10 protein-coding genes are annotated in these 9,583 nt (G+C 64.7%); 3 read left to right on the forward strand and 7 right to left on the reverse strand.

Annotation, left to right across the window (positions count from 1 at the left end; all coding sequences use genetic code 11):
• The first annotated feature begins 2 nt into the window (after positions 1 to 2).
• A complete protein-coding gene (locus tag Q0A27_RS10060; RefSeq protein ID WP_291475092.1) occupies positions 3 to 1,010 on the forward strand; it encodes a hypothetical protein in 1,008 nt (335 codons plus the stop codon).
• Positions 1,011 to 1,136: 126 nt separating this feature from the next.
• The gene (locus Q0A27_RS10065; protein ID WP_291475093.1) at positions 1,137 to 2,528 is read left to right on the forward strand and encodes an HNH endonuclease signature motif containing protein; all 1,392 of its coding nucleotides are present in this window, start codon (positions 1,137 to 1,139) and stop codon (positions 2,526 to 2,528) included.
• Positions 2,529 to 2,535: 7 nt separating this feature from the next.
• On the opposite strand, the gene Q0A27_RS10070 is transcribed toward Q0A27_RS10065, so the two are convergent.
• Genes Q0A27_RS10070 through Q0A27_RS10090 form a run of 5 tightly spaced genes read right to left on the reverse strand, consistent with a single transcriptional unit; the run spans position 2,536 to position 7,717 of the window.
• Entirely contained in the window at positions 2,536 to 2,898 is a 363-nt protein-coding gene (locus tag Q0A27_RS10070) for an RNA-binding S4 domain-containing protein (protein ID WP_291475094.1), read from the reverse strand.
• Positions 2,895 to 3,128, reverse strand: a complete 234-nt coding sequence (locus Q0A27_RS10075) for a hypothetical protein (RefSeq protein WP_291475096.1) — start codon at positions 3,126 to 3,128, stop codon at positions 2,895 to 2,897. Before Q0A27_RS10075 ends, Q0A27_RS10070 begins: the two co-directional genes overlap by 4 nt.
• Before the next feature lie 9 nt (positions 3,129 to 3,137).
• Positions 3,138 to 3,800 (reverse strand): YigZ family protein, encoded by a 663-nt coding sequence (locus tag Q0A27_RS10080; RefSeq protein ID WP_291475098.1) that lies wholly within the window; start codon positions 3,798 to 3,800, stop codon positions 3,138 to 3,140.
• Positions 3,801 to 3,815: 15 nt separating this feature from the next.
• Positions 3,816 to 7,382, reverse strand: a complete 3,567-nt coding sequence (gene dnaE, locus Q0A27_RS10085; RefSeq protein WP_291475099.1) for a DNA polymerase III subunit alpha — start codon at positions 7,380 to 7,382, stop codon at positions 3,816 to 3,818.
• A 23-nt stretch (positions 7,383 to 7,405) separates the two neighbouring features.
• Complete coding sequence (locus tag Q0A27_RS10090) at positions 7,406 to 7,717, reverse strand: DUF2568 domain-containing protein (protein ID WP_176702184.1); 312 nt, start codon at positions 7,715 to 7,717, stop codon at positions 7,406 to 7,408.
• Positions 7,718 to 7,906: 189 nt separating this feature from the next.
• On the opposite strand from Q0A27_RS10090, the gene Q0A27_RS10095 reads away from it, so the two are divergent.
• The gene (locus tag Q0A27_RS10095; RefSeq protein ID WP_291475101.1) at positions 7,907 to 8,284 is read left to right on the forward strand and encodes a hypothetical protein; all 378 of its coding nucleotides are present in this window, start codon (positions 7,907 to 7,909) and stop codon (positions 8,282 to 8,284) included.
• A gap of 11 nt (positions 8,285 to 8,295) precedes the next feature.
• Here Q0A27_RS10095 and Q0A27_RS10100 read toward each other — a convergent pair whose 3' ends face one another.
• On the reverse strand, positions 8,296 to 8,778 hold the full coding sequence (locus tag Q0A27_RS10100; protein WP_291475102.1) for a hypothetical protein: 483 nt from the start codon (positions 8,776 to 8,778) through the stop codon (positions 8,296 to 8,298).
• Complete coding sequence (locus Q0A27_RS10105; RefSeq protein ID WP_291475104.1) at positions 8,775 to 9,125, reverse strand: hypothetical protein; 351 nt, start codon at positions 9,123 to 9,125, stop codon at positions 8,775 to 8,777. Before Q0A27_RS10105 ends, Q0A27_RS10100 begins: the two co-directional genes overlap by 4 nt.
• Between the last annotated feature and the right edge of the window lie 458 nt (positions 9,126 to 9,583).

The following is a 9,583-nucleotide window of genomic DNA, read 5'->3' on the forward strand; positions in this document are numbered from 1 at the left end:
ACATGAGTTCGCATGATTCCGCACTCCACCACTACGACGTCTGGCTGGCCGAGCATCCCACGGTCACCGACGACATCCGCCGCGTCCTCTCTGAAGAGCTCAACGACGCCGGTATCTCCTATGATCAGGTCTCGGTGCGGATCAAGGACCGCCGGAGCTTCCTCACCAAGCTGCGCAACCCAGACTTCCCCGACTACCGCGACTTCGAGTCCGCCCACGACGTCATCGGGATCCGTATCACCGTGTTCACCACCTCGGAGATCCCCCTGCTCGTCGGGGTGATGCGCAACCTCTTCGCCGTCGAGGATGTCGTGGACAAGGCGGAGAAGGCGAAAGCCGAGGGCACGTTCGGCTATGCCTCCCGCCACATCATCGCCCGGGTCGATCCCGAGCGACTTCCCGAACTGACCAGCGCCACTGGTCCGGGCGCCGGCACAGATCTGGCAGGACGCCTGGTCGAGGTCCAGCTGCGCACCGTGCTGCAGCACGCCTGGGCCGAGTTCGAGCATGACATCCGCTACAAGAACCCCGACGAGGACCTTCCTGTGGAGGTCCACCGTGCGTTCACCCTGGCAGCCGGGCTCATCGAACTCGCGGACGGCCAGTTCGACGAGATCCAGCACATCGTCTCCAGCGAGGTGGATGCCGCGGAGGACGCCGAGCTCTCCGTCACCACCCTGCCCGGCGTCCTCACCATGATCCTGGGCACCACCTTCCCCACCTCGAAGGCGGACTACTACGCCTTCGCTGTGGACATGCTGGCCGCCCACGGCATCACCACCATCGGAGAGCTGGCCACCCTGTGCGACTCCGAGAATGTCTCCCGGCTGATGGACGCCATGGACTACGGCTATGCCCCCGGGCAGGTCCGCCTCATCGACGACCTGCTGCTGATGGTCTACGGCCGCGACCACATCCGCCGTACCGTCCACATCGGCGACAACCCGGACTCGCGACCGGGCCGACTCGGCAACCGCTGGCAGCGACTCACCGGTTCCGACCGTAAGTAGCCTGTTCTTCATAATCGAACATGTGAGTTGTTGTCTCATGTGATGTACCATAGGTGTCACCACCCTTCTCACCACGGAGAACACCATGAATACAACTTCGTCACCCACCGTCAGACCATACTCGCCATGGCATTCAATGCTCTGTGCGAGAAACTGATCACCGATGTCGCGGTCGGGGATGACGCAATCCTCAACCTCACCACCCGGTGCCTCAGTGATCCCGACGGCTCACTGAGCATCGAGCGGCCCACTCCTGACCACCGTCTCGACCCGGCAGAGCCGGCCAGTTGGTCGACGCAGTCCAGCCCCGATCTCCTGTCCGCCGCGAAGGCCGCCGCAAACCTGTTGGACATCACCATCGCCGCCGGCTGCACCCCCGACGGGGCCGACGAGATCCGGCGCACCACCGGCCGCATCGCCCGGGCACTCGGTGTGACCGTCGGCCGTGCACGTGCCTACTGTGAGATCGGCACCATGCTTGCCCGGATGCCGCAGACCTCCGCCGCCGTATCCTGCGGTGTCTTCTCCCTCGACCTGCTGCGCATCCTCTCCGACGTCACCTGCGCAGTCGACATTGCCCACCTGGAGCGGGTGGACGCCGACATCGCCGAACTTCTCACCCCGACCCGTCCCCGACAGGCTGTACCGGGGCCGGTCATCCTGCGCCGTGCCGCCACCCGGATCGTCGGGATCCACCAGCCCACCGCACTACCCGTAGACCCGGACGCCCAGGATGTGCCGCCACCCGAACTGCAGACGGATTTCACCGTGGACACGCGAAATCCGGAACAGACCTGTTTCCACATCACTCTTCCTGCCTCCGAGGCCACCGGCATCACCCGCATCATCGACGCAGTCGCCGCGGCCCACGACTGTTCCCGTGCCAGCGCCTTCAACGAACTGGTCCACGGGGGAATCAGCGACGTCAAGGTCACCCTGAACTGCTACCGCAACATCGACTCCGGTGAGATGCACCTGGAGAACCAGTGGCTCGACCAGTTCGCCTCGGACCGGTGGGCCCGCCGCGTCACCCACCTCGCCGTTCCCTCCCATTCCGCACATGACGGCCGGTTCGCCACGGACAACCAGAAGGCACTGCTCGCCGGCGTTGACGGCACCTGCCGCTCACCGGGGTGTGAGAACCCTGCCTCCGTCGCCGACGCCGACCATGTCCACCGCTACGACGATGATCCCCGGACCGACTCCGAGCTGCTCCAGGGCCTGTGCCGGCAGTGCCACAACGAGAAGACCCGTGGACTGCTCGACTACACCCGCCACCCCGACGGCGCGACCAGCGTCACCAGTATCGATGACGGGCACACCGTCACCACCGTCCCGACCGGGCCGATGGCGAAAGCGGTGCTCACCTTCGACCAGGCGCTCGCGAGGAAGGTGAAAGCCAGGGAAGAACATGAGGCCGCACGGTGGTCCTGGCGCATCGCCACCACCATCGCCCGCACCATCGCGGATCAGGGCACCGACAATCACCCAGCCGCAGGAGAGGAGATCCCCTTCTGACCCGTTGTCAGCCGCGTCCGCGCAACCGGTCGGTCTCCCGCCGCTCCTTCTTCGTCGGACGCCCCGCACCCCGGTCCCGCTGCGGGATCGACGCCAGCAGCTCCTTCGACGGCGGTGGCGGAGAATGGTCGATGTAGCAGGTCCGGGCGACCGGTGCCCCGACCCGCTTACTCACGAGCTTCGTGACCTCGTAGATGTGCTCGCGGTGGTTCACCCACGCCCGCACCGTGTCCCCCGCAACCACGGTCTGGGCGGGCTTCACCGTGGCGTCATTGAGCTTCACATGCCCCGCACGGCATGCCTCTGCAGCAGCAGAGCGGGTCTTGAACAGGCGGACGGACCAGACCCAGGCATCGATCCTGGTGGTCACCACTGGTCCTTGTGGTTGACGATCTCCTTGATCTTCCAGGCGTTCACCCCGGCAACGACGAGTGCAACCAGGGCGACGATGAAGAAGAAACTCTCGAAGAACCCGATGACCACACCGGCGACCACCACACCGCCGGCAATCTGCAGGGCCCGGGAGTGCTTGCGCACATCCTGCTTGCGCTGGTCGACGGAACTGCCGGAGTACTTGTCTACTGACTTCTCAGGGCTCATGGGACAAGATTACCGGGTGCGGGTCTCCCGGGTGTCCACCGGCACGTCGCACCACTCTTCTCCGGCACGCCGCACCGTCACCGCCCCTCCGGTGAGCCCCGCGACCGTTCCGGTGGGGTCCTCGTCCGGGTCCAGGGTGAGGGTGAGTGTCACCTCCGCGCCGTAGAACGCCTCGACGTCCATGCCACGGTTGCGCAGGTCAGCCTCGAGTCGTCCGGCGTCGGCGTGGGACACTGAGAGGGCCCACAGTGCCCGCTGTTCCCGGCGGACGACGGTGATCCCGTCCAGGACCTCGCGGGTGGCGTCCCCGTAGGCGCGGACCAGCCCGCCGGTACCGAGCTTCACCCCGCCGAACCAACGGACCACCACCACTGCCACATCCTGCAGGTCAGAGCCGCGCAGCACCTCCAGCATCGGCTGACCGGCGGTACCGGAGGGCTCACCGTCGTCACTGGACCGCTCGACCGGGTTCGCGCCGTCGACATGGAGGATGAAGGCCGAGCAGTGGTGCCTGGCGTCCGGATGATCGGAGCGGGCGGTCGCGATGAACGCCCGGGCGTCCTCCTCGGTGGTGACGCGGGCGGCCAGGGCGAGAAAACGGGAACGCCTGATCTCCAGGGTGGCGTCCCAGGTCGCCCCGTCGACAGGACGCCGGTAGGCGGCGTCCTCCATCTACCTCTCCCCCATCTAGCCCAGCACCCCGGCCCAGGTGGAGGCCTTGAGATCACCCATCAGCGAGGACGTGCGGTCGACGCGGAGCTCTGCAGGCAGCATGTACTGCAGCTCGTCCTCACCGTCGGCGAGCGTGAGGTAGACGTCCGAGTCACCGCGGTTGTTGTGCAGCACGTCCTTGAGCCGGGAGATGTTCTCCGGGGTACACTGGTCGATGCGCATCCGCAGTCGCAGCGGCACGCCCGAACCCGCACCGACGGTCAGCTCCGCCTGGCGCAGATCATTGCAGAACAGGCTCATCCGGTCATCGCGGATACTGACCTCCGCCTGGGCGAGGATGATGTTGTCCTCGGCGATCATCGGGGCGACCATGCTGTACACCCGGGAGAAGACGAGCAGTTCCGCCTGGGCGGAGTGCTGGTCCTCGATGGTGACGATGGCCCAGGGGTTGCCCTTCTTGTCGACGCGACGGTCCACAGACGAGATGATGCCGCCGACCTTCACCGTCTTACGGTCCGGCAGTTCGCCGGAGAGGACGGTGGTCAACGGGGTGTCGATCTGCGCGTCGAGCGAGGCCTCGAAACCGTCGAGGGGGTGACCGGAGACGTAGAGCCCCAGCATCTCCTTCTCCAGGGTGAGCGCGTGCTTGCGGTCCCACTCCTGATCGGGCACCTCGACCTTGAAGGCGTCCCCGGTCTCCTCCTCACTCAGACCGGCGAAAAGGTCGAACTGGCCCTTCGCAGCGGCCTTCTTGGTGGAGGTGACGGCGTCGACGGCGTCCTCGTGGATGAGGTTGAGACCCTTGCGCGGATGACCGAGGGAATCGAAGGCACCGGCCTTGATCAGCGAATCGGTGACGCGCTTGTTGCAGGCGGTGGCGTCGATCTTGTCCAGGTAGTCGGAGAAGTCGGTGAACTTCCCCTTCTCCTCACGGGCCGTGACGATCGACTCGACGACATCCTCACCGACGTTACGCACAGCACCGAGGCCGAAACGGATGTCCTCGCCGACGGACTGGAAGGTGTACGCGGACTCGTTGACGTCCGGACTCAGCACCTTCACACCGAGGTGACGACAGTCGGCGAGGTAGATCGCGGACTTGTCCTTCTTGTCCGCCACCGAGGTCAGCAGGGCGGCCATGTACTCGGCGGTGTAGTGCTCCTTGAGGTAGGCGGTCCAGAAGCTCACCAGACCGTAGCCGGCGGCGTGGGACTTGTTGAACGCGTAGCCCGCGAACGGCAGGACCGTGTCCCACAGTGCCTTGATCGCCTCGTCGGAGTAGCCGTTGGACTTCATGCCGGCGGAGAACTTGTCGAACTCCTTGGCCAGCACCTCGGGCTTCTTCTTACCCATGGCCTTACGGAACCCGTCGGCCTCACCGGCGGTGTAGTTCGCAACCTTCTGCGAGATCCTCATGATCTGCTCCTGGTACACGATGAGACCGTAGGTCTCCTCCAGGATGTCCTTGATGGATTCCGCGAGCTCCGGGTGGATCGGCTCGATCGGTTTGCGGCCGTTCTTGCGGTCGGCGTAGTCCCAGTGCGCGCCCACACCCATCGGTCCCGGGCGGTAGAGTGCCAGGGACGCGACGATATCGTTGAAGCCGGTGGGCTTCATGCGCTTGAGCAGTTCCTGCATACCGCCGGAGTCCAGCTGGAAAATGCCGAGCGTATCGCCGCGGGCCAGCAGTTCGTAGGACGCCGGGTCGTCGGTCTCGAGGTTCTCCAGATCGAAGTCCTCGCCGCGGTTTCGCTTGATGTTCTTGATACAGTCGGCGATGACGGTGAGGTTGCGCAGACCCAGGAAGTCCATCTTCAGCAGGCCGATGGCCTCACACGCCGGGTAAGGCCAACCGGTGATGTACGCGCCGTCGGCGGGACGCTTCCACATCGGGATGTGGTCCATGAGCGGGACGGACGCCATGATCACCGCGCAGGCGTGGACGCCGGCCTGGCGCACCACGCCCTCCAGGCCGAGGGCGTCATCGTAGATCTCCTTGACCACCGGGTCGGTCTCGATGAGGGTGCGGATCTCGGCGGCCTCGCCGTAGCGGGGGTGCTCCGGATCCATGATGCCGGACAGCGGGATGTCCTTGGCCGCCTGCGCCGGGGGCAGGGCCTTGGTGATGCGGTCGGCGATCTGGAAGCCGGGCTGTCCGTGGTGGGCGCGGGAGGCGTCCTTGATGGCTTGTTTGGTTTTCACCGTACCGAAGGTGATGACCTGCGCGACCTTGTCCTCACCCCAGTTGTCGGCGGCGTAACGGATCATCTCGGCGCGCCGGTCATCGGCGAAGTCGATATCGATATCCGGTGCGGACGGACGCTCCGGGTTGAGGAAGCGCTCGAACATCAGCCCGTGCTCGATGGGGTCGATGTTGGTGATCGTCAGGGCGTAGGCCACGAGCGCACCGGCGGCGGAACCACGGCCCGGACCGACGGAGATACCGATGGAGCGCGCGTGCTTGATGAGGTCGGCGACGACGAGGAAGTAGGACGGGTAGCCCTTCATGTCGATGACGTCGATCTCGTACTTCGCACGGTCGAGGTACTCCTGCGGGACCTCGCCACCGTTGAAGCGCTCGATGAGGCCGTCGTGGACCTCACTGGTGAGCCAGGAGGTCGGGGTGTGGCCCTCGGGGACGTCGTAGTCCGGCATGCGGTCGTGGGTGTGCTCTTCCCAGATCTCGCCGTAGTCCTGGACACGCTCGGCGATCCACAGGGTGTTGTCGCAGCCGTCGGGGACGATCGGGTCCCAGTACTCGCGCAGCATCTCGGCCGGCTTGATGTAGTAGCCGTCACCGGAGAAGGCGAAGCGTTTGCCGCCCTCGTCGAGGGTCGGTTCCTCCAGGGTCGCACCGGTCTGGACGCAGAGCATGACCTCGTGCGGTTTGGCCTGCTTCTGCAGCACGTAGTGGCAGTCGTTGGTCACCAGCGGCGGCAGTTCGAGACGCTTTCCGATCTCCAGGAGGTCGTCGCGGACGCGCTTCTCGATGTCGAGCCCGTGGTCCATGAGTTCGAGGAAGTAGTTGTCCTTGCCGTAGATGTCCTGCCACATCGCGGCGGCCTCCAGTGCCTTGTCGAACTGGCCGAGGCGCAGCCGGGTCTGCACGTCGCCGGAGGGACATCCGGTGGTGGCGATGATGCCCTCGGCATGCTCAGCGACGATCTCGGCGTCCATACGCGGGTACTTCGAGACCTGACCCTCGTAGGACGCCAGGGAGGACAGCCGGAAGAGATTGTGCAGACCGGTCGCGTTCTCCGCCATCATCGTCTGGTGGAGGTAGTAGCCACCACCGGCGACATCGTCACGCCTCTGCTCGGGCTGACCCCAGCGGATACGGTCCTTGAGCAGGCGCGAGTCCGGGGCCATATAGGTCTCGATACCGATGATCGGCTTGACGTCCGCAGCGGTCATCGCGTGGTAGAAGGCGTCCGAGCCGAACATGTTGCCGTGGTCGGTCATGCCGACCGCGGGCATGCCCTGCCGGGAGACCTCCTGGGCGAGAAGGTCCACCTTCGCCATGCCGTCGAGCATGGAGTACTCGGTGTGGTTGTGCAGGTGGACGAAGGAGGACTTCTTCATGGCGGACAGTCTACCGTCGGACTCTAGCGTGCGAACGGACCGATGTAGATCAGCACGGTGTTCACCACGACAACCACGCCGAACAGGATCCCCCACACCGGGGAGGTGAGGGATCTGAGTGCCAGGACCCCTGCGCCCAGGATCACGATCTTGAGCAGCAGGGCGAGCACAGGAACATCAAAAGTCGCCTGCGGTGAGACGAAGAGCGCCCAGAGGGAACCTGCGACGATCAGGATCCCTAGCATCCAGACCCAACTGCGGACACCTGTCGGTGCGGCACGCCAGGCGAACACCGCAAGGGCGATGAACGCGACCACTTCGACGAAGAAGGCCATGAGGTCGTTGACATTGACATCCTCCACGGTCACCCCTGGGAGCAGTGGAAAGCGGTGTGCTTCCGCGACTACCCACAATTATGGGGGCGTAGACTCCCCGGTGCCAGAACCGGAATCTGAACTCGCCGGTTCCGCGTCGCCGTTCACCGTCGATCGTCGGCATATCCTTCCCGGGACTAGCATGGCGGCATGGATGCCACTGAAGCCGCCACCGTCGCCGAAGAGTTCTTCGACACCTACACCCGCCATCTCCTGGACCGGGATGCCGCCGCACTGGCCGACGCCTACGCCGTGCCCGCGCTCATCGAATTTCCACGCCAGCGCATTCTCGTCACCGACCCCGCCCAGACCGAGCAGTTCTTCGCCGGGGCTTTCGGTCAGTACGAGGGTGTCAGGGACGCCTCGACCACCATCACCGTGCCTGCCGCGACCGACCACAGCATCTGGGTGGTGGTCGAGTTCGGGTACGACGGTCCCGACGATGTCATCTCCGGCGAGCGCAACATGTACCAGCTGATCCGGGTGGACGGTGGGTGGAAGGTCGGTGTCCTCACACCGCTGGGATGACGCTGGTCCTGTTATATGTGCGATACCGTGATGATCGCGTCCCGGCAGGCCAGTGCGTCGGCATTGGTCACGAAGACGACGTTGTAACGCTCCCACGCTGTCGTCCTGATCTGCAGCGCAGCACTGCCCCCGAGATTCAGACGGACGCCGTCCGGCGATGTCGCCTTTCCGGTGACCGGCCAGTTGAGCAGGCCGTGGTTCATGCCGTCATCCGGGGCGACCGTCACGGAGTCGATCTGTCCCACGGAAATGCTGCGCCGGTAGAATGTGCCGGCCACGTCGACGGTCTCCTTCCCCACGCTGACGGTCAACCGTGGACCGACCGCCGCCCAGACCACGAAGAGCAGAACCACCACGACGATCAGCTGGACGGCCGGTTCCCGGACCACAAACGCCAGCAGGATCGCCGGCGCCACCACCGCGAACGGGATGGCTTTCATCGCCGGCGACGGACGCACCGAGAAGACGGTGTTCTCACCAGCTGATCCAGTCATGTGTCCAGGGTACGGTGACCACCGACCGCTGAGACAGCAGCCACGCATGCGTCCGCGGTGCCCCTCGACGCGAAGAAGACCTTGCAGTTGTCCCCACCCGTCGTGAGGATCTGTGCTGCGAGCATCCCACCGAGGCTCAGGCGCACACCGGCAGGTGAGGACGCCTTCCCGACGACCGCCCAGTTGAGCAGGCTGTGGTCCGAGGCGTCCTCACGGTGGAAGGACACCTCAACGATCTCGTCGACAGGGATGCTGCGACGATAGGACGGACCAGCGACGTCGATGCTTCCCTCCCCGATACGGACCGACGCGCAGGCAGTGAACGCTGCCCAGACCAGAAGTGTCATGAGGCCCACCAGCATAACGATCACCCACCAGATCGGTTCCACCAGGATCGCAACCAATCAGCTTGCCCAGAAGCCCATCTTCTCAGCAGAATTCAAAGCAATGGTGCCGGGAAGCCAATCAATCCGCTCTTCCCCAGTCCAACGCTCAAGACAATCGCCATCAGGCGCATAATTGAACTCTATTCTCCCGGATACCTAATAATCATCTCCAGATACTCAGGCCCGTCATCCGCAACAGCCCCAAGATCACCAGAGCAAGCCGAAGAAATCGAGGGAAAATCATTGCCAGCGGTTTGGTTCTCAGTCACTCTACTTCCGAATATTTCCCCTTCGGCGAGCGGGACAGAACTCCACCCAGCAAAATCTACGGAAAACTCATTATCCTGCAGTCAGAAATCTTGGAAACCGATCACACAGGGCCCCCGGGGGCCCGCCCGCGGGGGGCGGGGAGGGGGGGG

This window comes from Corynebacterium sp., from assembly GCF_022712275.1.
GTDB lineage: Bacteria > Actinomycetota > Actinomycetes > Mycobacteriales > Mycobacteriaceae > Corynebacterium.